General features: G+C 46.9%; 25 protein-coding genes. 8 read left to right on the forward strand and 17 right to left on the reverse strand.

Going from position 1 to position 22,931, the window contains the following annotated elements:
- Positions 1 to 94: 94 nt before the first annotated feature.
- The 4 genes from TOL_RS14830 to TOL_RS14845 all read right to left on the reverse strand — a co-directional run bounded on the left by TOL_RS14830 (position 95) and on the right by TOL_RS14845 (position 4,124).
- The gene (locus TOL_RS14830; RefSeq protein ID WP_015488180.1) at positions 95 to 592 is read right to left on the reverse strand and encodes a hypothetical protein; all 498 of its coding nucleotides are present in this window, start codon (positions 590 to 592) and stop codon (positions 95 to 97) included.
- Between the two features lie 153 nt (positions 593 to 745).
- A complete protein-coding gene (locus TOL_RS14835) occupies positions 746 to 1,105 on the reverse strand; it encodes a hypothetical protein (protein ID WP_144055383.1) in 360 nt (119 codons plus the stop codon).
- A gap of 50 nt (positions 1,106 to 1,155) precedes the next feature.
- Positions 1,156 to 2,448, reverse strand: coding sequence for a phosphopyruvate hydratase (gene eno / locus TOL_RS14840; RefSeq protein ID WP_015488182.1), 1,293 nt, complete (start codon positions 2,446 to 2,448; stop codon positions 1,156 to 1,158).
- A gap of 53 nt (positions 2,449 to 2,501) precedes the next feature.
- Positions 2,502 to 4,124: a CTP synthase gene (locus tag TOL_RS14845; RefSeq protein WP_015488183.1), complete on the reverse strand. Its 1,623-nt coding sequence runs from the start codon at positions 4,122 to 4,124 to the stop codon at positions 2,502 to 2,504.
- Between the two features lie 429 nt (positions 4,125 to 4,553).
- Here TOL_RS14845 and TOL_RS14850 point away from each other — a divergent pair, with 429 nt between their 5' ends.
- Both TOL_RS14850 and TOL_RS14855 read left to right on the forward strand, forming a co-directional pair.
- The gene (locus tag TOL_RS14850; protein WP_015488185.1) at positions 4,554 to 5,486 is read left to right on the forward strand and encodes a DMT family transporter; all 933 of its coding nucleotides are present in this window, start codon (positions 4,554 to 4,556) and stop codon (positions 5,484 to 5,486) included.
- Between the two features lie 41 nt (positions 5,487 to 5,527).
- Positions 5,528 to 6,460, forward strand: a complete 933-nt coding sequence (locus tag TOL_RS14855; RefSeq protein WP_015488186.1) for a DUF808 domain-containing protein — start codon at positions 5,528 to 5,530, stop codon at positions 6,458 to 6,460.
- Between the two features lie 89 nt (positions 6,461 to 6,549).
- Here the strand turns inward: TOL_RS14855 and TOL_RS19345 are convergent, their stop codons facing one another.
- The 4 genes from TOL_RS19345 to TOL_RS14875 all read right to left on the reverse strand — a co-directional run bounded on the left by TOL_RS19345 (position 6,550) and on the right by TOL_RS14875 (position 10,148).
- Entirely contained in the window at positions 6,550 to 6,900 is a 351-nt protein-coding gene (locus tag TOL_RS19345; protein WP_015488187.1) for a hypothetical protein, read from the reverse strand.
- Positions 6,873 to 7,682: a hypothetical protein gene (locus TOL_RS14865; protein ID WP_231847991.1), complete on the reverse strand. Its 810-nt coding sequence runs from the start codon at positions 7,680 to 7,682 to the stop codon at positions 6,873 to 6,875. Before TOL_RS14865 ends, TOL_RS19345 begins: the two co-directional genes overlap by 28 nt.
- 146 nt (positions 7,683 to 7,828) lie before the next feature.
- Positions 7,829 to 9,052 carry a hypothetical protein gene (locus TOL_RS14870; protein WP_015488189.1) on the reverse strand — a complete coding sequence of 408 codons (1,224 nt, stop codon included), beginning with the start codon at positions 9,050 to 9,052 and terminating at the stop codon, positions 7,829 to 7,831.
- Positions 9,053 to 9,386: 334 nt separating this feature from the next.
- Positions 9,387 to 10,148 (reverse strand): Nif3-like dinuclear metal center hexameric protein, encoded by a 762-nt coding sequence (locus tag TOL_RS14875; protein ID WP_015488190.1) that lies wholly within the window; start codon positions 10,146 to 10,148, stop codon positions 9,387 to 9,389.
- Between the two features lie 67 nt (positions 10,149 to 10,215).
- Here TOL_RS14875 and TOL_RS14880 point away from each other — a divergent pair, with 67 nt between their 5' ends.
- Positions 10,216 to 11,394 carry a trypsin-like peptidase domain-containing protein gene (locus TOL_RS14880; protein ID WP_015488191.1) on the forward strand — a complete coding sequence of 393 codons (1,179 nt, stop codon included), beginning with the start codon at positions 10,216 to 10,218 and terminating at the stop codon, positions 11,392 to 11,394.
- A gap of 68 nt (positions 11,395 to 11,462) precedes the next feature.
- On the opposite strand, the gene hisC is transcribed toward TOL_RS14880, so the two are convergent.
- The 9 genes from hisC to TOL_RS14925 form a co-directional block, all read right to left on the reverse strand.
- On the reverse strand, positions 11,463 to 12,539 hold the full coding sequence (gene hisC / locus TOL_RS14885; RefSeq protein ID WP_015488192.1) for a histidinol-phosphate transaminase: 1,077 nt from the start codon (positions 12,537 to 12,539) through the stop codon (positions 11,463 to 11,465).
- A gap of 273 nt (positions 12,540 to 12,812) precedes the next feature.
- Positions 12,813 to 14,117: a histidinol dehydrogenase gene (hisD, locus tag TOL_RS14890; protein ID WP_015488193.1), complete on the reverse strand. Its 1,305-nt coding sequence runs from the start codon at positions 14,115 to 14,117 to the stop codon at positions 12,813 to 12,815.
- A 17-nt stretch (positions 14,118 to 14,134) separates the two neighbouring features.
- Positions 14,135 to 14,785, reverse strand: a complete 651-nt coding sequence (gene hisG / locus TOL_RS14895; RefSeq protein ID WP_015488194.1) for an ATP phosphoribosyltransferase — start codon at positions 14,783 to 14,785, stop codon at positions 14,135 to 14,137.
- 39 nt (positions 14,786 to 14,824) lie between these two features.
- Positions 14,825 to 16,087: a UDP-N-acetylglucosamine 1-carboxyvinyltransferase gene (gene murA, locus TOL_RS14900; protein WP_015488195.1), complete on the reverse strand. Its 1,263-nt coding sequence runs from the start codon at positions 16,085 to 16,087 to the stop codon at positions 14,825 to 14,827.
- A gap of 9 nt (positions 16,088 to 16,096) precedes the next feature.
- Entirely contained in the window at positions 16,097 to 16,330 is a 234-nt protein-coding gene (locus TOL_RS14905) for a BolA family protein (RefSeq protein WP_015488196.1), read from the reverse strand.
- Positions 16,331 to 16,448: 118 nt separating this feature from the next.
- Positions 16,449 to 16,757 carry an STAS domain-containing protein gene (locus tag TOL_RS14910; RefSeq protein ID WP_015488197.1) on the reverse strand — a complete coding sequence of 103 codons (309 nt, stop codon included), beginning with the start codon at positions 16,755 to 16,757 and terminating at the stop codon, positions 16,449 to 16,451.
- Positions 16,758 to 16,761: 4 nt separating this feature from the next.
- Entirely contained in the window at positions 16,762 to 17,220 is a 459-nt protein-coding gene (gene mlaD, locus TOL_RS14915; protein ID WP_015488198.1) for an outer membrane lipid asymmetry maintenance protein MlaD, read from the reverse strand.
- 2 nt (positions 17,221 to 17,222) lie between these two features.
- Positions 17,223 to 18,005, reverse strand: coding sequence for a lipid asymmetry maintenance ABC transporter permease subunit MlaE (mlaE, locus tag TOL_RS14920; protein WP_015488199.1), 783 nt, complete (start codon positions 18,003 to 18,005; stop codon positions 17,223 to 17,225).
- Positions 18,005 to 18,817 carry an ABC transporter ATP-binding protein gene (locus TOL_RS14925; RefSeq protein ID WP_015488200.1) on the reverse strand — a complete coding sequence of 271 codons (813 nt, stop codon included), beginning with the start codon at positions 18,815 to 18,817 and terminating at the stop codon, positions 18,005 to 18,007. The genes mlaE and TOL_RS14925 overlap by 1 nt, the downstream gene beginning before the upstream one ends.
- A gap of 203 nt (positions 18,818 to 19,020) precedes the next feature.
- On the opposite strand from TOL_RS14925, the gene TOL_RS14930 reads away from it, so the two are divergent.
- The 5 genes from TOL_RS14930 to lptB are packed head-to-tail and all read left to right on the forward strand — an operon-like array spanning position 19,021 to position 22,813.
- Positions 19,021 to 19,977, forward strand: a complete 957-nt coding sequence (locus TOL_RS14930; RefSeq protein WP_015488201.1) for a calcium/sodium antiporter — start codon at positions 19,021 to 19,023, stop codon at positions 19,975 to 19,977.
- Positions 19,978 to 19,983: 6 nt separating this feature from the next.
- Positions 19,984 to 20,961 carry a KpsF/GutQ family sugar-phosphate isomerase gene (locus TOL_RS14935; RefSeq protein WP_015488202.1) on the forward strand — a complete coding sequence of 326 codons (978 nt, stop codon included), beginning with the start codon at positions 19,984 to 19,986 and terminating at the stop codon, positions 20,959 to 20,961.
- Positions 20,961 to 21,530, forward strand: coding sequence for an LPS export ABC transporter periplasmic protein LptC (gene lptC, locus TOL_RS14940; protein ID WP_015488203.1), 570 nt, complete (start codon positions 20,961 to 20,963; stop codon positions 21,528 to 21,530). The genes TOL_RS14935 and lptC overlap by 1 nt, the downstream gene beginning before the upstream one ends.
- Positions 21,514 to 22,107: a lipopolysaccharide transport periplasmic protein LptA gene (gene lptA / locus TOL_RS14945; RefSeq protein WP_041588525.1), complete on the forward strand. Its 594-nt coding sequence runs from the start codon at positions 21,514 to 21,516 to the stop codon at positions 22,105 to 22,107. Before lptC ends, lptA begins: the two co-directional genes overlap by 17 nt.
- Positions 22,088 to 22,813, forward strand: a complete 726-nt coding sequence (gene lptB / locus TOL_RS14950; protein ID WP_015488205.1) for an LPS export ABC transporter ATP-binding protein — start codon at positions 22,088 to 22,090, stop codon at positions 22,811 to 22,813. Before lptA ends, lptB begins: the two co-directional genes overlap by 20 nt.
- The last annotated feature ends 118 nt before the right edge of the window (positions 22,814 to 22,931 follow it).

Here is a 22,931-nt window from a genome sequence, read left to right on the forward strand (position 1 = left end):
ACGCATTACCAGCGACCAAATTTGGACACATTCGACTGCATAAACTGATCTTTTTATTAGCTCAACTTCAAACAAGATTGGCATTGATTCTAGCCTAATGAAATTTAAAGTTTGGACTTATGCCGCGACTAGGTACTTTTCCGTATTCATCGGTATAAACATCAATTGCACCATTGGCAGCACGAAATACTTCTATCGTGTATTTCAAGCACGTGGCACAACAGTCAATTTCAGAGATAATTAATACGTTAGCAACATTTTCAATATAACCAGGGCTACAATTCAAGAAGTTAATGAGCCTAGGTTCTGTATGCCATTGCCCCATTCCTCGACAAGCATAAAGACTTCTAAGGTGCTCTAAACTTACGTCAGGGACTAACTCAAAACCATCAGCAGCAATGGCAGATAGCTCTTTTTGGCTTAATCCCGCAGCACTTGAATAAGCAAAAAACAGCAACTCTTTGCCATCGTTACGGGTGATATTCATAATACAAGCATTACGAGCATCTGGATTTTTTTTACTCGAAATATGCTTATTTAATGATTTTCTAAAGTTGAAGATAAGCTCTTCTGAATCCTTTTCTGACAGCATAAATAATCCTTTAAATCAAAGAGTCGAGCTTGCACAAGTAGCTATCGTTCGATAGCTACTGCATAACGGGCGTTACAAGTTAACAGATATAATAACCTCAGTTCAATAATCAAAAACTTGCAAAGCAATATCATCACTCGTAACGAGTGGGATCTACAAGCTGCAATAATGAGCAATATGCGTTTTGTAAGCCATAAATAAGGACTGATCCACTTCATCAGCATACAGACCTGAAGCCAATACATCATCACAGGACGCTTGGCCTGATATCAAGTATGCCAAAGTAGTAACCGCTGCAGCTGACTTAATCTGATCTTCACCCTGCACGACGAGATCGGCTAGGGTTTTAGTCAAGCGTTTATAAACAAGCTCGTTGCTTGCATCACGGTATTGAATTTCAAGCGTAATTTCTGCCGCATTAGAATAATCTTCGGCAGAGGTAACTAAGGTTGCGCCACCCCAAATAGCGTCATTATAAAAGTACAAAAATATAGTGTGCGCACTTCCGCCCACAAAAAAGCGCACCGAAGTGCGCTTTAATAATCAAAAGGTCACAGTAGCAATTACTGCCCTTTAATCTCTTTCAAACCATTATACGGAGCCTTAGCACCCAACTGCTCTTCAATGCGCAGCAGGCGGTTGTACTTAGCAACACGGTCTGAGCGGCATAGTGAGCCAGTCTTGATTTGGCCTGCGCATGTACCAACGGCTAGGTCGGCAATGGTGGTGTCTTCAGTTTCGCCAGAACGGTGAGAGATAACAGCAGTGTAGCCTGCGTCTTTCGCCATTTTGATGGCTTCTAACGTTTCGGTTAGTGAGCCAATCTGGTTGAACTTAATAAGGATAGAGTTGGCGATATCTTTTTCGATACCTTCAGCCAAGATCTTAGTGTTGGTTACGAACAGGTCGTCACCTACTAATTGAACGCGCTTGCCCAGTTTTTCGGTTTGGTATTTCCAGCCAGCCCAATCTGATTCGTCTTGGCCATCTTCGATGGAGACAATCGGGTATTGGTCGCACAATTCAGACAGGTAGTCGGAGAATTCTTCGGCAGTGAATACTTTGCCTTCGCCTTTTAGGTCGTACTTGCCATCTTTGTAGAATTCAGATGATGCGCAATCCAACGCTAGGGTAATGTTTTTACCCAGTTCATAACCGGCATCGGCAACTGCCGTTTTAATTGCGGCAAGTGCATCAGCGTTAGAGGCTAGGTTAGGAGCAAAACCACCTTCGTCACCCACAGCAGTATTTAAGCCTTGTGCACTTAATACTTTTTTCAGGCTGTGGAAGATTTCTGCGCCGGCACGTAATGCTTCAGCGAACGTTGGCGCGCCTACTGGCTGCACCATAAATTCTTGAATATCGACGTTGTTATCCGCGTGCTCACCACCGTTGATGATGTTCATCATAGGTACTGGCATTGAGTATTGGCCAGGCGTGCCGTTGATGTCGGCAATGTGCTCATACAACTCTACGCCTTTGGCTTTGGCAGCGGCTTTGGCAGCGGCTAAAGACACGGCAAGAATGGCGTTAGCGCCCAGCTTAGATTTGTTGTCGGTGCCATCGAGTTCGAGCATGACGGTATCAAGTGCACGCTGATCTAAGCCGTCCAGACCGAGCAAGGCGCCTTTGATTGAACCGTTGATGTTGCTAACGGCTTTTAATACGCCTTTGCCTAGGTAACGGCTTTTATCGCCGTCACGCAGTTCGAGTGCTTCACGAGTACCGGTCGATGCGCCAGATGGTGCACAAGCCGTTCCAAAAAAACCGCCTTCGAGGGTAACGTCTGCTTCAACCGTTGGGTTGCCGCGTGAATCCAGCACTTCGCGTGCTTTAATATCGATAATCTTGGCCATGCGTGTCTCCAATAATTAGAGGCTTAAGTCTTATTAATTAAATTTTTTGTGGTCTATTTTTTGTGATCTAACGCGGCTGCAATAAACGCCGAGAATAAACCATGACCATCACGCGGAGTGGAGGTAAATTCCGGATGGAACTGACAGCCCACAAACCATGGGTGATCCGGAACTTCAACAACCTCTACCAATTCACCATCCATCGAGCGACCAGCAATACGTAAACCGGCTTCTTCTAAACCAGGAACGAGTGATGAGTTCACTTCGTAACGATGACGATGACGCTCTGTAATAATGTCTTTACCGTAAGCTTTTGCGGTAAATGAATCAGGTGTCAAACGACATTCCTGACCACCTAAGCGCATGGTACCGCCCAAATCAGACTCTGCTGAACGCACTTCGGTTGTACCTTCGGCCGTTGTCCATTCGGTAATCAAGCCAACCACTGGGTGTGTAGTATCGTGAGTAAATTCGGTTGATTGTGCATCTTTCCAACCCACAACGTTACGGGCGTATTCGATAACAGCAACCTGCATACCTAAACAAATACCTAGGTATGGAATTTTATTTTCACGAGCATGCTGCACCGTGCGAATTTTACCTTCCACACCGCGATTACCAAAGCCACCCGGTACTAGGATGGCGTCAACGCCCGCTAATACTTCAATGCCTTTGCGCTCGACATCTTCTGCATCAATGTAGCGAATTTTAACTTTCGCGCGGTGCGTGATACCGGCATGGTCAATGGCTTCGATCAATGACTTATAGGCATCGAGCAAGTCCATGTACTTACCCACCATGGCAATAGTGACTTCTTTTTCTGGGTTCAGCTTGGCATCCGCCACAGCATCCCACTCAGATAAGTCTGCTTCGCGGCAGGTAAGATCAAATTTTTCGACGATCAAATCATCTAAATGCGCATCGTGCAGTTTGCGCGGAATCATGTAGATAGTTTCGGCGTCTTCTAGTGGGATAACTGCGCGCTCTTCGACGTTGGTGAACAAGGCGATCTTGCGCAACGCTGAGGCTTCAATTTTGTGATCTGAGCGACAAATTAAGATGTCTGGCTGCAGGCCGATAGTGCGCATCTCTTTAACTGAATGCTGAGTCGGCTTGGTTTTGGTTTCGCCAGCGGTGGCGATGTATGGCACTAAGGTCAAGTGAATAGACAAAGCTCGTTTAGAACCTAGCTCGACTTTCATTTGACGCACGGCTTCTAAAAACGGCTGAGATTCGATATCACCAACAGTGCCACCGATTTCTACCAAGGCGACATCCGAGCCTTCAGCACCTTCAAACACACGACGTTTAATTTCGTCGGTGATGTGTGGAATTACCTGAACAGTGCCGCCCAAGTAATCGCCGCGACGCTCTTTCGCCAGTACGTCGGTGTAAATACGACCGGTAGTAAAGTTGTTGCGACGAGACATAGTGGTACGAATAAAGCGTTCGTAGTGACCAAGGTCTAGATCCGTTTCCGCACCATCGTTGGTAACGAACACTTCACCGTGCTGGAACGGGCTCATAGTGCCCGGATCCACGTTGATGTACGGGTCTAGCTTTAGCATAGTGACCTTTAGGCCACGGGCTTCCAAAATGGCTGCCAGAGATGCAGAAGCGATGCCTTTCCCCAAAGAAGAAACAACACCACCCGTGACAAAGATAAAACGTGTCATAGAAGGTCCGCGAGCAGAGATAAATAAGTATAATCTGGAGAGTTCTGGCCTTGACGGTCGCGTTTCGAGCCGCCGTTAGAACCCTCACTCAAGATGGGAGGGCAGGTTACCAGAATCGGCCTACTGGGTAAATTCATTCGATGCTTTTCTTCGCTTTTTACGTCTGTTAGGCTCATGTCTTTCATATCCTGAACAAACTGGTTTGTGATGTTTACACTTTTGGCAATGCCTACAACCGCAAAATGCTTACTTAGCGTTACCTGTAAATGGTGGCTCGGTGCATCTTGCGTGGCTGACCAGAAGCGGTAACTCCTACCCTTCAGTCAACGGCTGCGATCACTTGCAGTCGTGGCCTTGTCTCCAGCAAACACCTCAGCATTTCTCGCAGCCTCAATACAACCAACGCTAAATAGCTAAGGACTGAACATTATGGCTGCGCCATCGGAACAAGCTTCTACCCCTACTGCACGCTTCGGGCTAATACTGGCACTGAGTGCGGCTTTCTTGTTTTCTACTAAGCCCATCATCATCAAATGGCTGTATGAACAAGGAATGACTGCCCTACCACTGATGTGGTTGCGCCTTATGCTGGCAATGCCGGTGTATATTGTAGTCGGCTATTTCAGCTGGAAGCGCTTAGCCGTTAAGCCAAGCCTGTCTCAAATGACACAGGCCGCCGGTATTGGCTTGCTTGGCTACTACTTGGCCTCGTACCTTGACTTAGTCGGGTTAGAGCATGTCAGTGCACAGCTTGAGCGTTTAATGCTGTATGCCTATCCGACTCTGGTCGTGGTCTTAGGTGCGTTATTTTTTGGTCAGCCGTTTAAGCGCTCATTCATTCCGGCTCTGGTGCTGACTTACGTCGGCCTACTGGTGATGTATGGGCACGATTTAACGAATGCCTCACTCCTTACCGATGGCAGTAGCAACGCAGTTTCTGAGATAACGACCGGCACCTTGTTGATCTTGGCCAGCGCCCTGTCGTTTGCGCTGTATATTTTGTTCAGTAAGAAGGCGATTGGCGCTCTGGGCAGCTTACTATTCACCAGCGTGGCGATGGCATCAGCATCCGTTGCGACCTTTATTCATTACGGTGTGATACACGGTATTGTCATGCCAGACATGAACACTGAACGTTGGATCGGTACTGTGATCATGGCAATATTTGCCACGGTTGTGCCCTCTTTTATGGTGAGCGAAGCGATCAAACGCATTGGCCCGGCAAAAACCAGCGTTAGTGGAACCATAGGCCCAGTGATGACCACCATAATGGCGGTGGTATTTTTAGGTGAGCCGTTTGGCTGGATGACGGTCGCTGGTATGGCGCTGGTGATGGTTGGCGTATCGCGACTGCAAAAATAGCTTAATTAATTTATAAATTTATATCTGTAATAGGAACCTTCATGGCCGCTGGCAGCTTACTCGCGTTACTGGATGACATAGCAACCGTTCTCGACGACGTTGCCCTTATGTCTAAAATGGCGGCCAAGAAAACCACTGGCGTACTCGGTGATGATCTTGCGCTAAATGCTCAGCAGGTATCTGGGATTCGGGCAGAACGAGAGCTACCGGTTGTTTGGGCGGTGACCAAAGGCTCGTTAAAAAATAAACTGATTCTAGTGCCGTCAGCATTACTTATAAGTGCCTTTGCCCCATGGGCAATTATTTGGCTACTGATGTTAGGTGGTGCTTATTTATGCTTTGAAGGCGTAGAAAAACTGGTTCACTCTTGGTTCCACAAGACTTCGGATGGAGAGAAAGCGGTACTGCATAATGCGCTCGCCGATGGCAAGGTCGATATGGTTGAATTCGAGAAGGATAAAATCAGCGGTGCCATCCGTACCGACTTTATTTTATCGGCCGAGATTATTGTTATAACTTTAGGCTCTATCAGTTCTGCTCCTTTTATTACCCAAGTGCTGGTCGTATCCCTGTTGGCGATCGCATTTACCTTCGGGGTTTACGGACTCGTCGCTGGCATTGTGAAAATGGATGATGCCGGTTTGTATTTAATTGAAAAAGCTAAGCCAACACTACTCGGAAAAATGCAAAAAATATTAGGCCACTCATTGCTAACGTTAGCGCCGAAATTAATGAGGTTGCTATCGGTGGTGGGAACTGCCGCTATGTTCATGGTGGGCGGCGGCATCATAGTGCATGGCGTTCCAGTTCTTAGTGAGCTTAGTCACGATGTCATTCATGCCGTCGAAGAGATGATTGCAGGCCATATACTAGCACCCGTCGCAGGTTTGAATTTCGATATGGCTACAGGCGTAATCACTGGCGCAATACTAGTTGCCCTATTCAGCTTGTATAAAAAAATCAGTGGCCGATGAACTGGCCACTGAGTAGAAAAATTAACAGCCTTTCGTCCTGCCGATGCAAGTCGCAACGCGTGGCTCACCGGTCAAGGCATTATAAAGATCTAAATAAATAGGGTAATGAATATTGCCACTGCATCCTTAAAACGCGCAATATTTAAATATGCACCTTTCTCAGCCAAAATCCGGCCATCACTTAGCCCAGAGTAGTCCTGCCACGGTACTGATTCTGCCTGAAGGCTAATAAATGCACCTTTAGCGGCTCCGGCCTCAAAATCATCTGTCGTAGGATCACCAATATAAATACTTTGATAACTTGATAGTCGAAAGCAGCCAGCTAAGCCGAATGTTTTACAGTTTTCAGATGATGACAAAAACTCAACCAGCCAGTCGCCTGGAAATAATCCTAAGAAATCTTGGGATGTCGTTAATTCTGCGCCCTCTGCGACGCCCATCCATGTAGCGCGCTTGATATAAGTGCCTTCTCTAGCCCCTTCACCTGTCTCCGGATCAATAAAAACGACCGGCCCATAGATTTCCAGTCTGAATCAATACCCGCTGCGATACAAAAGAACCATTCTTGAGTACAATCCAATTGTTCTAAAGCAACACTTGCTGGGCCTCTAATTTCTCCTTCCAAATTGCCAGTAATTGACATCAAATCACCAGAAAAATCACCTTTGGCAGCACCAAATCCGTAGCGAAAGCCAACAACTCTACGGATGCCTTGCCCGTCCAATTTATAGGCTAGCTCTATATAGGGATCTTTGATTTTGAAGGGAACTATCGTGGGATCACTACCATTGTAATCATCAACCCGCCCTAAACCGAAATTACGAATAATAATATCCGCGTCAGGGATGAGAACATTACCCTCTGAATCAGTACCCGGCAAATAACGCTTACTATCCACATCGCCTTCATTGAAATTCGGATTTTCGTAATATTCTAACGCGCCTACATCACCATCCGAGTATTCACGAGGGAACTCGCCTATTCTTAATTCATCCGCGTTAACTAATGTTTCGATGTCGAAACCAAAATTAACTTTGGTAAATTCATAATCACCAGAAAAATCACCAACGCCTTGATTATATGAAGTAGCATCAATGGTTATAAATGCTTGACCATCATACAGGCGCAGTTCTTCATCATCGACAATTTCCATCGACATGACGGAAGGAATATGAAAAACAATAAAAATATAAGGTAAGAATTTTTTCCGTAGTGTGAACAAAGGAATCTCCATTGTCTAATAAGGCAAAAGAAAATCTCCTTGCTAATGCCTGTGCTATTTCACACTCACACTACGTTTTTAGGAATTCAACAAACAGTGACATTCGTCATTAGTTATCAACAATTCTACTGTAAATATGCCGAACCTCAACAGCCTTTCGTCCTGCCGATGCAAGTCGCAACGCGTGGCTCACCGGTCAAGGCATTATAAAGATCTAAATAAATAGGGTAATGAATATTGCCACTGCTGTCCTTAAACTTCGTAATATTCAAAAATGCTCCTCGCTCAGCCAAAATTCTATCCTCACCAACACCCGACAAATTTTCCCAAGGTACCGCTTCATTTTGCAAAGAAATGAAAGCACCTTCTGCCGCCCCTTCCTCGAACGAGTTTGCATTTTTATTACCAATGTAAACACTTTGATAGTTAGTGAGTTTAAAACAACCACCTAGACCGAATGTTTTGCAATTTTCAGAAGATGATAAATACTCCACCAACCAGTCTGCTGGCAAAAAACCTAAAGCGAGATCATCACTGGAAAGTTGCGCGCCTTCGGCAACCCCCATATAAGTAGCGCGTTTAATGTAAGTGCCACCTCGAGTTCCCTCGCCCGTCTCGGGATCAACAAATTGCACAGGACCATAAATTTTCAAACCACTATCTAAAGCTGACACACCGCATAAAAACCATTCTACAGTACAATCTAACTCATCAAGAGCCGTACTCGCAACGCCATCAATTCTTCCTTCTAAATTCCCTGTCAACGTTAATAAATCACCCGACAAGTCTCCCATAGCCGCACCAAACCCTAGTCGTAGACCGGCAATTCTACGAATACCGTTAGTGTCCATTTTATAAGCAAGTTCAATATAGGGATCACGTATTTTAAAAGGAACAATGACAGGCTCATCATCACCCACTTCTTTATAATTATAATTATCAACTCGCCCTAAAGCGAAATTCTGAATAATAATATCAGCATCGGGGACAGGTACATTGCCATCGGCATCGGTTACAGGAATATAAGGGCTACTATTAGGGTCAGTGTCATCAAAGTTCGGGTTAGCAACATATTCGAGTGCACCAACATCACCATCATTATAACTGCGCTCAAATTCTCCTATGCGCAACTCATCAACGTTAATTAATGTTTCTACATCGACACCAAAATTCACTTTAGTAAATTCATAGTTTCCAGAAAAGTCGCCAGCGCCATCGCTATAGCTGGAAGCGTCTATCGTTATGAATGCCTGTCCCGAATAGTTACTAAGCTCTTCATCAGAGATAGACTCCATAGAGTTAGAACTAAAGGAAAGACCTAACAGGAACAGTATGTATAAGGGTTGATTAACTCGGAACTCGGCTGTCATTGTGACCTCCTGTCACAAAGCATCAAATCATTAACAACCCATCGCTGTGATGGCACAGCAAGTCGTCAAATCATCTGATATTATTTTTATTGTTCAGCCAGATTAGTCCCAGTTTTAGAGAATGCCAAGTCAATAATGAAAAATTTGTCAATATTGGTTCACTTGCCCACAAAACCTAAATATAGTTGACATTAGAACACTAGAAAATAGACAGCCGTCGTTTTTTCGGAGATATACGTCTGAGTTTTTATTGCAGAAAAACATATAAGAAATTAGAACGAGAAAAGGGAAAATTTCCTCATTCTAAAGAACGAACACTGACAACAGCCCACCGTTATACCGGATTATCAATATCAACAAATTCAACGTTAAGGCCAAACTCATCCGCCAAATATTCACCGAGCGCTTTTACGCCATAGCGTTCAGTCGCATGATGACCTGCACTGAAGAAATGTGTGCCGGTTTCGCGCGCTAGATGCACCGCTGGCTCATTAATTTCTCCCGTTAAATAGGCATCAACACCGGCATCAATCGCTCGCTGTAAATAACCTTGAGCACCACCAGTACACCAAGCGATGGTTTCGATAGTATCGTTGTCTTCGCCAATATGCAGAGGCTCACGCTTTAAGCACTCTCCTAACCAAGCGCGGAACTCTTTACCACTCATAGCGCGCGGCAAGCGACCAATATTTCCCGGAACGGATGGATCGGACTCATCCAACAAACCATCGACCTGCAATCCCAATACATCGGCCAACTGAGCGTTATTGCCATAAATTGGATGCATATCTAATGGCAAGTGGTAAGCAATTAAATTGATGTCGTGGGTTAGCAGAGCTTTTAAGCGCTCTTTCTTAATCCCGACGATGCGTTCATCCTCGCCCTTCCAAAAATAGCCGTGATGTACCAAGATAGTATCCGCGCCACGCTCTATCGCGATATCAATGAGCGCTTGGCTCGCGGTAACACCCGTAATGATATGCTGTACATTTTTTCTCCCCGCAACCTGCAAGCCATTGGGGCAGTAATCGCGAATTTTCGCACTCTGTAAGAGTGCATCTAGATGCTTCAATATTTCTTGGCGATCAGTGATCATAGGCCGCTCGCAGTTAAGTTTGTTACAGTACACACCCAGTTTATGGGTTTTTAGGGAACCTCAGCAAATGTCGACATCCAGTACAATTGTTCATCGTATTCTTTTGCCATCGGCGATTGGGGTTATCGCTGCACTCAGTATTTTACTTTGGGCGCCTGAGTGGGTGATTCCACAAACACCGCAACCGATTTTCGACGCCCCAACCGTCATCAATGCCGAACCACAAGCAGACACCATGCGCGCACAAGGTCCGGTAAGCTATGCCGATGCGGTTGATATAGCAGCACCTGCAGTTGTGAATATTTATACGCGCAAAATAGTGCAACGTAAAACTCACCCCATGCTCAACGATCCTTACTTTAAGCGTTTTTTCCGCAACAGCCCAGAATCGAGTGAGCGCATGCAATCTAGCCTAGGTTCCGGCGTCATCATGGCGGGCAATGGCTACATCCTAACCAATAACCATGTCATTGATGGTGCCGACGAAATCGTTGTTTCTTTACGCGATGGCCGTGATGCCTCAGCGACGGTTGTCGGTACCGATCCTGAAGCCGATCTGGCAGTACTAAGAATCGAACTCGACAACATTCCGCATATTCGCGTGGCGTCAGAACGCAGTCTTGCCGTTGGTGATGTTGTGCTCGCGATTGGTAATCCATTTGGCGTTGGTCAAACGGTAACTATGGGTATTGTCTCCGCGACTGGGCGCAATCAGCTCGGTTTAAATACCTATGAAGACTACATTCAAACTGATGCCGCCATTAACCCAGGCAACTCGGGTGGTGCTTTGGTGAATGCTTATGGTGAGTTAGTGGGATTAAATACTGCGATATTTTCACAGTCGGGTGGCAGCGAAGGCATCGGCTTTGCCATTCCATCAGAAGTGGCAACTCGGAGTTTGATGGATATCGCTACCCACGGCACCACTATTCGCGGTTGGCTAGGAATCGAAGTTCAAGAGGCTACCCCTGCCCTAATTGATGTTTTAGGTTTACCAAAGGAGTTAACCGGATTAATTGTTACCGGTATATTTCCTGATGGCCCAGCGGAGCAAGCAGGCTTAGCCGCAGGGGATATTTTAGTGGGCATTAACGGGAAAAATACTAGTGATGCCCGCAATGCCATGAATATTATTGCTGCACTCCGTCCGGGAGATCGGATTGATATTGAATATATACGCAGTGGCGAAACCCAATCAACGCGAGCTATCGCTGGTCAACGACAGCAAAAAGGCAGTAAGGAATAATATAAAAAAGGCGTCTAAATAGACGCCTTTTTTCATGACCTGCCGATCAGAAGCAGTACATAAAACCGTTAAAGAATCGCCTTCAAAGCGGTAATTAACGCCTGATTTTCCCCTGCCTTACCAACCGTAAAGCGCAAGCACTGCGCCAGCAGAGGATGCGCACCATCCATGCATTTAATTAAAATTTTATGCGTTTTTAATGCTTCAAAAATCTCACGCGCATTATCAGTTTTAACACGCGCAAGAATAAAGTTAGCTTCGGATTTATAAGCAGAAAAACCAAGCGCTAATAATTCTTCAAACAACCATTCACGCTGCTGCTTTAACTCAGCACATTGCTGATCGAGCACATCAAAGTGCTTTAACGCAAATGCAGCAGATGCTTGAGTTAACACGTTAATATTGTAAGGCATGCGAATTTTGTTAATTTCGTTCAACCATTCAGGGCGACCAAACAACATACCCAAACGCAAACCCGCCAAACCAACTTTTGATAATGTACGCATAACCAAAACATTGTCGTAGCGGTCTAGCCAATCTAAGTGATTGCGACTAGAAAACGGCAAATACGCTTCGTCTAACACCACCAAACCATCTGAGGCTTCAACAATTGCCGTTAAATCGGCTTCTGCCCACAAGTTGCCCGTTGGGTTATTAGGTTGAGCTAAGAAGATAAGTTGCGGCTGTTGTTGTGCAATAACCGCCAACATACCGTCAACATCCAGCGAGAAGTCTTCATTTAATGGTACGCCAACGTAGTTTAAACCGACGAAAGTGGCGATCATTTTGTACATTACAAAGCCCGGCTCCGGTGCCAGAATCGTCGCCCCCGGATTCGACACCGCCATAGCCAAGAGCTGAATTATTTCATCAGAACCATTACCCAATAAAATATCGTACTGGGCAGGTACTTTCATAACCTCACGCAGCCCAGCAGTCACTTCGGGAGCAGTTGGATGCGGATAACGGTTTAGAGCGCAATTGGCCAAAATCCCCTGCCACTCTTGCACCATATCCGCTGGCCATTGATAAGGGTTTTCCATGGCATCTAATTTAATCATGCCGCTAGCATCGCCGACGGGATACGCATGCAAGGCGCGAATTTCAGAACGAATTAATTGCGTAATTTTTTGTTCGATGGACATGAAATTAACTCTTAGAAAAACCGATGGGAATTTTGATGGAATAGCTACTCAGAGGCATCTTTAGTCTGCGTGTAGTTATTCCATCAAGGCGCCGAACAAATACTTCAATAACTATCTGCTCAGCAATAACTTCGCAATTACGTCAGCATTTAAAACCGTACTGACTAACCGCTAAGCAGACCGTCTGCACCATGGATGGTGCAGTCGAGCCTCCATGGATGGATTCACGGCGAGTCTGCGAGTGGTTAGCCAGTACGATAAAAAACTATTTTCTTAATCTTTAATACGGTATTCCGCCGAACGTGCGTGCGCAGTTAAATGCTCACCACGGGCTAAGATCGAAGCGACCTTACCCAGCTCCGATGCACCATCCGCCGAACATTGAATTAACGATGAACGCTTCTGGAAATCGTACACACCTAATGGCGAAGAGAAACGCGCGGTGCCCGATGTTGGTAATACGTGGTTTGGCCCAGCGCAATAATCGCCCAAGGCCTCTGCCGTATAACGGCCCATAAAAATAGCACCGGCATGGCGAATTTCGGGCAACCAAGCTTCAGGATCTGCAACCGATAACTCTAAGTGCTCGGGCGCAATGCGATTAATTAAATTCAACGCATCGGCTTTATCCGCTGCATGAATTAATGCACCACGCTCAGTAAGCGAGGTACGAATAATATCCGCACGTTCCATTGTCGGTAGTAATTTTTCAATGCTTGCGGCAACCGCATCTAAAAAGTCGGGATCGGTCGATACTAAAATCGACTGCGCATCTTCATCGTGCTCAGCTTGCGAGAATAAATCCATCGCAATCCAGTCAGGATTGGTATCGCCATCGCACACCACCAAAATTTCGGATGGACCAGCGATCATATCAATACCAACAACACCGAAAACCATACGCTTAGCGGTAGCAACAAAGATGTTACCTGGACCCACAATTTTATCGACTTGAGGAACGGTTGCGGTGCCATACGCCAAAGCCGCAACAGCCTGCGCACCACCTACGGTAAATACGCGAGAAACACCAGCAGCCGCAGCAGCAGCCAGCACCAATTGATTTAACTCACCATCCGGGGTTGGCACCACCATAATAATTTCAGAAACACCGGCAACGTGCGCAGGAATCGCATTCATCAATACTGATGATGGATACGCTGCTTTACCACCGGGAACATAAATTCCCACGCGATCCATCGGCGTTACTTTTTGGCCTAGGACAGTGCCATCAGCTTCAGTGTATTGCCAAGAGTCAGTTTTTTGTTTTTCGTGGTAACTACGCACGCGCTCTGCCGCAGTTGTTAACGCCGCGCGCTGTGCATCAGGTAAACCGTCGAGTGCTGTTTGCAGTTGTTCTTGGCTCAGTTCTAGCTGCGCCATTGAATCAACATTCATGCGGTCGAAACGATTAGTGTATTCAATTAATGCCATATCGCCGCGCTTACGAACATCATTAACGATGTCGGTGACGATCTGCTGTACACCAGTATCTGACACAGATTCCCAAGACAGCAAGGCATCCATTTGTGCTGCAAAATCAGCCTGATCAGAACGAAAACGACGAATAGAAATAGTCATAATTACTTCCTCTCTAATTAGGCGTTAATATTTCGTTGGCGCTCAACGGCAGCAGCCATTTGATCAATAATCGGTTGGATTTGGGCATGCTTTACTTTCATAGAGGCACGGCTAGCCACCAAACGCGAACTGATCGGCGCAATTAAATCACGTGCTTCTAAACCGTTAGCTTTCAGCGTATTACCCGTATCAACAATATCGACGATTAAATCGGCCAAGCCCATGATTGGTGCTAATTCCATACCGCCATAAAGCTTAATGATATCAACCTGACGCCCTTGCTCAGCAAAATAACGCTTAGCGATATTCACAAACTTAGTCGCAACTTTTAAACGGCCTGCAGGCATTTCGACATCTTTTAACGCTGCGGTCATCAGACGGCAGGTCGCGATGTTTAAATCCAACGGCTCGCATAAATTGTCGCTGTTGTATTCCATTAATACGTCTTTACCAGCAACACCTAAATCCGCCGCACCGTATTCAACATAGGTTGGTACGTCGGTAGCACGAATAACCACCAGCTTAATATGCTCATGATTGGTATCAAAAATCAGCTTACGACTCTTTTGAATATCTTCGGCCGGATGAATACCCGCTTCCGCTAATAACGGTAAGGTATCATCGAGAATACGTCCCTTCGATAGGGCGATTGTCAGTGGCTGAGTCATGGTATGGCTGATCCTCTCTGTTCTGTCAGCGTCCGATAATTACTGTACGCGGCGAATATTCGCGCCCAGCATTTGGAATTTTTCTTCAATACATTCATAACCGCGATCAATATGATAAATGCGGTTCACGTCGGTTTCACCAACGGCAACTAACGCGGCAATCACTAAAGAGGCAGAAGCACGTAAGTCGGTTGCCATCACTGGCGCAGCGCTTAGACCTTCTTTTCCGGTGACGATGGCCGTGTTGCCTTCAACATGAATATCCGCACCCATGCGCACCAATTCTTGGGCGTGCATAAAGCGATTTTCGAAAACGGTTTCGATCACTGTACCGACACCTTCGGCAATCGCATTTAATACTACAAATTGCGCCTGCATGTCCGTTGGGAATGCAGGGTGCGGTGCAGTACGGATATTAACGGCTTTAGGACGACGACCGTGCATGTTCAGCTCGATCCAATCTTTGCCCGTGGTAATTTCGGCTCCGCATTCACGCAATTTATCCAATACGGCTTCAAGCAATAAAGGATCCGTATCTTTGCACTTTACGCGACCACCAGTCACAGCAGCAGCCACTAAATAGGTGCCGGTTTCAATACGGTCAGGCAGAACATCGAAATGACAGCCGTGAAGTTTTTCAACGCCATCAATCACAAGAGTATCTGTGCCAGCACCTTCAATCTTCGCGCCCATGGCAATCAAACAATTGGCCAAGTCGACGACTTCCGGTTCGCGCGCGGCGTTTTTAATAACCGAACGACCCTCGGCTAATACTGCGGCCATCAGAATATTTTCAGTGCCGGTTACCGTCACGGTATCGCAAAAGAATTCAGCGCCTTTTAAACGGCCACCCGGTACATGTGCTTTGATGTAACCATCAAGCACTTCAACTTCAGCGCCCAAGGCTTCCATACCGCGTAAGTGCAAGTCGACGGGGCGACTGCCAATCGCACAACCACCCGGCAAAGAGACTTCTGCTTCGCCATAGCGAGCCAATAGCGGACCTAATACCAAGATAGAAGCACGCATAGTGCGTACTAAATCATATGGAGCAACGCAGCTTTTCATTTCGGCACAGTCAGTTTCAACCGACATGTCTTCATTAATTGCGACTTGCACGCCCATGCATCCCAATAGCTCTAGCATGGTAGTGATGTCGTGTAGGTGCGGTAAGTTACCGACCTGCATCACGCCTTCTGCGAGCAAGGTAGCTGCCAAAATAGGCAGGGCTGAGTTTTTGGCGCCCGAAATACGGATCTCACCGTCTAGACGGTGGCCGCCTTCGATTCTTAATTTTTCCATACGGGGCTCTTATGCATCGGCCTTTTCGGCTGGCGTAAAGGTGCGGATAGACACAGCGTGTAAGCTGCCATCAACAATATAAGGATTCAGGATTTTGTACACGTACTGCTGGCGTTTGACAGCATTCAGGCCTTCAAAGGCTTCACCTACGCCCATTATTTCCTTAACGTAGCCATCTACGACGGACCAAGTAACTTCTGGCGCTTCAGATTGTAAAACTTCTAAAATTTCTGCTGGAGACATGACCGCTCTACCACTTAATACTTGCAAAGCCGGCAATCATAGCGGATTTCTTGATCAGGGCGAAGTGATACCCGTGGATTAGACCGTAACTTTTGGTACAGCCCTAAGTACGAACAGGCTAGGCCAGCAGTGGCTCGAATACTTCATCAAGATCACTCACCGTCAAAATAGGACGCATATGATCGGGTAAGTGCTCAATACTCAATGTAACCCCACTGGCATCAGCAACACGCATCCACTCCAATAAAAGCGCAACGCCCGCACTGCTGGCTTGCTCAACAGCACTCATATCAACACTCCACTTACCACCACTGTTGCGTATCAGCTCAGCGCCTTGGCGAGCTAAGGCTGTCACAGTGGAGCTATTTAAGTCGCCATTAAGATAAGCGTGCTGATTGGATTCCGACTGCAGTTTTGCCACCGCCATTGCCTTAACCTTCTGCTTTATTAAATAAGAAGCGACCAATCAGCTCTTCAAGCACTAACGCAGATTGAGTGTCATCAATCCAATCACCTTGTTTCAGATACTCCATTTCTGCGCCTACTGTCAGGCCAATGTACTTCTCACCCAGTAAGCCTGAGGTCAAAATCGCAGCGGAGCTATCCGTCGACAAGGTGCTCATGCTTTTATTAATTTCCATCTCGACCACCGCTGAATAACGCTCAGCATCAAGATAGATCTTTGTCACTTGGCCAATATTCACACCCGCCATGGATACTTTTGCACGTTCTTTCAAACCACCTAGGTTCTCAAAATGCGCCTTTAGCGTGTAGGTATCACCTGTCGACTGCATGGACAATCCGCTAACGCGCAATGCCATCAACACCAGAGCAATAACACCCATAATCATGAAAGCACCAACGGCCAATTCGATATAACGCATACGCATAATTAAATGCCTCCTAACATGACCGCAGTCAAAACGAAATCCAGCCCGAGAACGGCCAATGAAGAAATAACCACCGTTTGAGTGGTTGCTTTACCAATACCTTCTGATGTCGGTACAGAGTCGTAGCCCTGATATACCGCAATCCAAGTAATCACCATGCCGAACACACAGGATTTAATTAATCCTTTTATAACGTCTTCGTAGAAAACGACAGAAGCCTGCATGTTGCCCCAGTAGCTGCCGCCATCAATGCCCAGTAAATCGACCGCAACAAAAGCACCACCCCAAATACCAACCGTACTAAAGATAAGAGCTAATATCGGCATAGCAATCATGCCAGCCCACAAACGCGGCGTAATTACTCGCTTGAGCGGATCAACACCCATCATTTCCATGGCCGACAACTGCTCGGTGGCTTTCATCAAACCAATTTCGGCAGTTAATGCCGATCCGGCACGCCCAGCAAATAATAATGCGGCAATCACAGGACCGAGTTCACGCAACAAGGTTAGCGATACCAAAGTACCCAAGGCTGAGTCAGAGCCAAATTTCACTAAAATGGTGTACCCCTGCAAACTCAGCACCATACCAACAAAAAAGCCGGCCACGGCAATAATGCTTAACGAACGCACGCCAACCGAATAAATCTGGCGAATAAGATCAGAAAAGCCCGCACTACCGGGGCCACCCCAGCCTAACGAGTTCAAAAATAGCAGCGTGGCACGCCCTAGCGACTCGATAGTCGACACACCCGACTGGCCCAGCGACTGCAATTTATTCAGCATCACTGGCCTCCTGAAAGTAAATCATGACGGTAGTCTGGTGCAGGATAATGGAACGGCACAGGGCCATCAGGATCACCATTTAAGAATTGTCGTACTTCTGCGTTACCGCTTTGACGTAGCTCTTCAGGCGAACCAAAGCCAATCACTTTGCCACCCGACAACAAGCATAAGTAGTCGGCAATCGAACACGATTCATCAACATCATGCGACACCAACAAACTGGTTAACCCAAGCGCTTCGTTTAAACCGCGAATCAAACGTACAATCATTCCCATAGAAATGGGATCAAGACCGGTAAACGGCTCGTCGTACATAATAATTTCAGGGTCCATCGCAATCGAACGCGCTAACGCCACTCGACGAATCATGCCACCCGATAATTCAGCAGGCGATAAATCGCGAGCACCACGTAAGCCGACCGCTTCAAGCTTCATTAGTACTAAGTCGCGAATCATAGACTCTGGTAAGTCGGTGTGAACACGTAACGGAAAAGCGACGTTTTCAAACACACTTAAATCAGTAAACAAACCGCTGGTTTGAAACAACATACCCATCTTACGCTTACGTAAATCAAGTAATTCTGTGCGTTTTAACTGAGTAACATCCTGACCGTCCACCACTACAGTTCCGCTATCTGGCTTCAACTGACCACCGATTAAACGCAACAGAGTCGTCTTACCTGTGCCACTGGGCCCCATGATGGCGGTGATTTTGCCTTTCGGAAAATCCACATCGAGATTGTCATATATCAGCCGATCTCCTCGACTGAATGACAACCCACGAATGGACACATATGGTTGCTGGTCTGACATGCGCTAGAAACCTGTAAAAATCTGTGGCTAGCATAGCTGATTGTATCTAGCAGACCAATGCTTATCCCGCGCCCTACCCATACAGTCACCTTGAACGCTGAGTTGCAATTGCGTGCAGAATTCCCTCGGGTACAATGGCCAGCTAATTTCACAAGTCGGTCGCTACGACGTCTTACTCACTCCTACAGGAGCACTACCCGATTATGTATGCTGAATATGGCGCCGTACTGCTTGGTTTAATTGTTTTAGTGTGGAGCGCCGACAAATTCGTGATTGGCGCAGCAGCCACTGCTCGTCATCTTGGCATGTCACCATTACTGGTTGGCCTTACCATTGTTTCGATTGGTACTTCGGCACCGGAAATGTTCGTTTCGGCAATGGCCGCTATTGATGGCGCAGGTAACCTAGCCATCGGCAATGCACTCGGCTCAAACATTACCAATATTCTGCTGGTTCTCGGGGTCACGGCACTGATCGCCCCGATTGCTCTGCAGCGCTCATTATTAAAGAAAGAACTACCACTACTACTATTGGTAAGCATCATCGGCGGTCTCACGCTGATGGATCTAGAACTAAATCTCATTGATGCGGCCATCCTGATCGTGGCTCTTATCATCGCCTTGTACTTAATGTTTCTTGATTCCAGCGAAAGCGGCGAAGCGGTTGTCGATGAAGATGAAGCGGCTGAAATCGAAAACACCAGCATGAAATCAGCCATGTTTTGGCTAGTCATTGGCTTAGCAGCACTGATGGTGAGTTCTAAACTATTGGTTTGGGGCTCGACCGGCATTGCTCAGGCCTTTGGTGTGAGTGATTTAGTGATCGGTTTAACCATCGTTGCCATCGGCACGAGTCTGCCAGAGCTAGCAGCTTCAGTAGCCAGCGCGCTAAAGGGGCATCACGATATCGCCATCGGTAACGTGATTGGCTCCAACATTTTTAACATGCTAGCCGTCATGCCTATTCCAGGTTTGTTAGCCGTCACGGCGGTAGAGCCCATGGCATTCGAACGCGACTATATGGTCATGATGGGTGCAACAATTATGCTCATTGCCTTATTCGCACTTAACTACCGTAAGGGCACTATGGGGCGCGTATCGGGTCTACTCATGATATCCGCCTATATTGTTTACCTTGTTTCACTTTTCTATACGGCTTAATTATTTATGACGACTGCACAATTATTTAATTTTATTTCCTCCGCAGAGCGTACGATCAAACTCGAACAGCAAGCGGTTGCGCGCTTAGCGGATTATTTGGATGAGCATTTCACTCGCGCCTGCCAAATGATTATTCAATGTCGTGGTCGCGTGGTAGTCACTGGCATGGGCAAGTCTGGACATATCGGCAATAAAATTGCTGCCACCTTAGCCAGTACCGGCACCCCCGCCTTCTTCGTTCACCCAGGTGAAGCCAGTCACGGCGACATGGGTATGATCACCGCCGCCGACGTCGTAATAGCGCTATCAAACTCAGGCGAAACAAACGAAGTGACTAGCATGTTGCCGTTGCTCAAGCGCATGGGAACACCACTAATCAGCATGACCGGCAATCCTTCTTCAACATTAGCAAAAGCGGCCAACAGCCACCTTTATACCGGTGTTGAACAAGAAGCTTGCCCGCTGGATTTAGCACCAACATCATCGACCACCGCTGCATTGGTCATGGGTGATGCACTAGCCATTGCCTTGTTAGAGGCGAAAGGATTTACCGCTGAAGACTTCGCCTTTTCACATCCCGGCGGTAGCCTAGGTCGTCGTTTGCTGCTGAAAGTCGAAGATATTATGCACAGTGGCGACCAATTACCCGTCGTGAATACCAGCACACGTTTATCCGAAGCACTATTGGTAGTCACATCGAAAGGTTTGGGCATGACCACAGTACAAGATGACAATGGCGGTTTAGCCGGTATTTTTACCGATGGCGATTTACGTCGTGCTATCGACCAAGGCGTAGACATCCGTGCCTGCTCAATGAGCGATATAATGACGGCTAATTGTAAAACAACGACGCAGGGCATCTTGGCAGCTGAAGCATTGAAAATCATGGAAGACAATAAAATTAACGCCTTAGTAGTAAAAGATGAACAACGTACTGTGGGCGTTGTCACCATGCACGATATGCTACGCGCAGGCGTTATCTAATGCGTAAACGTTACTTGCTGCTACTGTTAACCTTGATATTTGGCTTAGCCTTAATCGCGGTTGATCGCTACACCCAAGAGCTAAATCAGCCCTTGAGTGAACAGCAAAGTAACGAAGCCGATTACTATGGAGAGACGCTACTCAACTGGCACTATGGTGTGGATGGTAAACTTGGGCAGACCTTTCGAGCCCAGCGTTCAGATCACTATCCCCTAATAGGCGTGACCCGTTTTTTCGCACCTATGATTACCACGCGAGATGATCGTGGCCAAATCTGGCAAGTCACCGCCAAAGAAGGGTCGCTAAAAGACGACGAGCAAGTTATTCGTTTTAACCAGACAGTACGGATCGAGCCCATAAATACTGGCGAACAAACAACCGATGCCATGCTGATTGAAACCGAAGCATTAACCTACGATATTCGTGAGCAAATTGCAGCGACCGATTTACTGGTCACCATGACAGGGCCGGGTAGCCGCGCGACCGCAACAGGCATGACTCTGGATGTTAACCGCCAGCGCATGGAACTGAAAACCGGGGTAAAGACTATTTATGTACCCGAACAATAAGCACACCAACACTATGAAAAACAGCGCCCGTGCGTTATTTATTTTGGCCGTGAGCAGCATCAGTCAGCTAGCACTTGCGCTACCCGATGACTGGCAACAAGAAATGACCATATTATCCGACCGCGCAGAAATCGACCGCAAAGCGGGTACGGTTATCTACGAAGGTAACGTCATTCTGACTCAAGGCACGTTGCGTATTGAATCCGACCGATTGATGATTTTACGTAGCGGCAACACGCTCGAAAAAGCCGTAGCCGAAGGCAATAATGGGGAACCAGCGCGCTATCAACAACAAGTGACCGCTGGTAAACCTATGACTCGCGCTCATGGTGATCGGATTGACTATTTTGCCGCGCGCCGCCAAGTTACACTGACCGGCGACTCGCAATTAGAACAAGATGGCAACCTATTTAGTGGCGAGCATATCGTCTACGACATGGACAAAGAAACCGTCAAAGCCGACGGCGGCACACGCAACGACAGCCAAGCTACGCCAGACAGCGGCTCTTCTGGCGATCGTCGTATTAAAGTTATTATCCAACCGCAACAGGCCACTGATGAAAACGCTGAAAGCTGAACACCTAGCGAAAAGTTACAACGGCCGTGAAGTGGTAAAAGATGTATCCATGTCGGTACACAGCGGTCAAATTGTTGGTTTGCTTGGCCCTAACGGGGCAGGCAAAACGACCTGTTTTTATATGATCGTTAATCTTGTGCAAGCCGACAAAGGACGTATCAAGATCGACGACGAAGACCTGAGCCACCTGCCTATGCATGGGCGCGCGCAACGAGGAATCGGTTACTTACCCCAAGAAGCCTCGATTTTTCGTAAGCTCAGCGTGGCCGACAATATCCTCGCAATTTTAGAAACGCGTAAGGATCTAAATCGCAAACAACGATTAGAGCGCCTTGAAGGATTGCTCGATGAGTTCCACATTCAGCACATCCGCGCAAGCTTAGGCATGTCGTTATCAGGAGGCGAACGTCGACGCGTAGAGATAGCTCGCGCATTAGCTGCAGAGCCATCTTTCATCCTACTGGATGAGCCATTCGCAGGGGTTGACCCCATTTCCGTATCCGACATCATGGATATTATTCGGCAGCTGAAAAACCGCGGCATCGGCGTACTGATCACCGACCACAATGTGCGTGAGACCCTCGCCATCTGTGAAAAAGCCTATATTGTCGGTGGGGGCCATATCATTGCGGAAGGCACCGCAGAAGAAGTTTTAGCGAACGAACAAGTGCGAAAAGTTTACTTGGGTAACGATTTCCGCCTTTGATTCTAGCCCCCTCATCAGGCTATGATCGAATCAATCGGGTTTCGTGCTTGCAAGATAGATTCCATAAGCACAGGCTTAGCCTATAATGCATAAACACTATTTTTCTGCCGTAGATAGG

Origin of the sequence: Thalassolituus oleivorans MIL-1, from assembly GCF_000355675.1 — a bacterium.
GTDB classification, from domain to species: domain Bacteria; phylum Pseudomonadota; class Gammaproteobacteria; order Pseudomonadales; family Oceanobacteraceae; genus Thalassolituus; species Thalassolituus oleivorans.

Coding starts and splice junctions, on each gene's coding strand:
- murA (WP_015488195.1), bottom strand. CDS start 16,087: ATGGAAAAATTAAGAATCGAAGGCGGCCACCGTCTAGACGGTGAGATC.
- TOL_RS14875 (WP_015488190.1), bottom strand. CDS start 10,148: ATGATCACTGATCGCCAAGAAATATTGAAGCATCTAGATGCACTCTTA.
- TOL_RS14870 (WP_015488189.1), bottom strand. CDS start 9,052: ATGACAGCCGAGTTCCGAGTTAATCAACCCTTATACATACTGTTCCTG.
- TOL_RS14855 (WP_015488186.1), top strand. CDS start 5,528: ATGGCCGCTGGCAGCTTACTCGCGTTACTGGATGACATAGCAACCGTT.
- TOL_RS14850 (WP_015488185.1), top strand. CDS start 4,554: ATGGCTGCGCCATCGGAACAAGCTTCTACCCCTACTGCACGCTTCGGG.
- hisC (WP_015488192.1), bottom strand. CDS start 12,539: ATGTCCATCGAACAAAAAATTACGCAATTAATTCGTTCTGAAATTCGC.
- mlaE (WP_015488199.1), bottom strand. CDS start 18,005: ATGCTGAATAAATTGCAGTCGCTGGGCCAGTCGGGTGTGTCGACTATC.
- TOL_RS14880 (WP_015488191.1), top strand. CDS start 10,216: ATGTCGACATCCAGTACAATTGTTCATCGTATTCTTTTGCCATCGGCG.
- TOL_RS14930 (WP_015488201.1), top strand. CDS start 19,021: ATGTATGCTGAATATGGCGCCGTACTGCTTGGTTTAATTGTTTTAGTG.
- lptB (WP_015488205.1), top strand. CDS start 22,088: ATGAAAACGCTGAAAGCTGAACACCTAGCGAAAAGTTACAACGGCCGT.
- TOL_RS19345 (WP_015488187.1), bottom strand. CDS start 6,900: ATGGGCGTCGCAGAGGGCGCAGAATTAACGACATCCCAAGATTTCTTA.
- eno (WP_015488182.1), bottom strand. CDS start 2,448: ATGGCCAAGATTATCGATATTAAAGCACGCGAAGTGCTGGATTCACGC.
- TOL_RS14905 (WP_015488196.1), bottom strand. CDS start 16,330: ATGTCTCCAGCAGAAATTTTAGAAGTTTTACAATCTGAAGCGCCAGAA.
- TOL_RS14935 (WP_015488202.1), top strand. CDS start 19,984: ATGACGACTGCACAATTATTTAATTTTATTTCCTCCGCAGAGCGTACG.
- TOL_RS14845 (WP_015488183.1), bottom strand. CDS start 4,124: ATGACACGTTTTATCTTTGTCACGGGTGGTGTTGTTTCTTCTTTGGGG.
- TOL_RS14910 (WP_015488197.1), bottom strand. CDS start 16,757: ATGGCGGTGGCAAAACTGCAGTCGGAATCCAATCAGCACGCTTATCTT.
- hisG (WP_015488194.1), bottom strand. CDS start 14,785: ATGACTCAGCCACTGACAATCGCCCTATCGAAGGGACGTATTCTCGAT.
- lptC (WP_015488203.1), top strand. CDS start 20,961: ATGCGTAAACGTTACTTGCTGCTACTGTTAACCTTGATATTTGGCTTA.
- hisD (WP_015488193.1), bottom strand. CDS start 14,117: ATGACTATTTCTATTCGTCGTTTTCGTTCTGATCAGGCTGATTTTGCA.
- lptA (WP_041588525.1), top strand. CDS start 21,514: ATGTACCCGAACAATAAGCACACCAACACTATGAAAAACAGCGCCCGT.
- mlaD (WP_015488198.1), bottom strand. CDS start 17,220: ATGCGTATGCGTTATATCGAATTGGCCGTTGGTGCTTTCATGATTATG.
- TOL_RS14925 (WP_015488200.1), bottom strand. CDS start 18,817: ATGTCAGACCAGCAACCATATGTGTCCATTCGTGGGTTGTCATTCAGT.
- TOL_RS14830 (WP_015488180.1), bottom strand. CDS start 592: ATGCTGTCAGAAAAGGATTCAGAAGAGCTTATCTTCAACTTTAGAAAA.